Source organism: Neisseria sp. P0009.S008 (assembly GCF_051958615.1).
Taxonomy (GTDB): Bacteria; Pseudomonadota; Gammaproteobacteria; order Burkholderiales; family Neisseriaceae; genus Neisseria; species Neisseria subflava.
In genome coordinates this window covers 1-277 of sequence record NZ_JBQCVG010000058.1, presented here as the reverse complement: position 1 = coordinate 277, position 277 = coordinate 1, and the positions used below count along the sequence as shown (strand labels likewise).

Below are 277 nucleotides of genomic sequence, written 5' to 3'. Positions count from 1 at the left end.
CCCTTGGAGAGCTGCCTCAACCTCCATCTGCAGCAACAGTGTTGAGCATATCAGCTGTACAGGAGTTTGATGCGCCTTTTAGAAATGTTCATCGCCTCCCCATACCTATGAACAAAACACTGATTGTTCCTAAATTACAGGAGTTGGGTTTTCGAGAAGATGATAATGATGAAGTAAAAACAGAAAAAGGGAAAAATTTATATACCTATGAAGTTTTAGGTCATGAAGATTCTGCTTTATATATATCATTGAAAGACTTTATCGAACCTTATTGCGC

Annotated in this window: 1 pseudogene; it reads left to right on the top strand. The window is 38.3% G+C overall.

The features are described from left to right. A pseudogene (locus tag ACTHSQ_RS11240) lies at window positions 1-277 on the top strand (hypothetical protein); the annotation flags it as partial.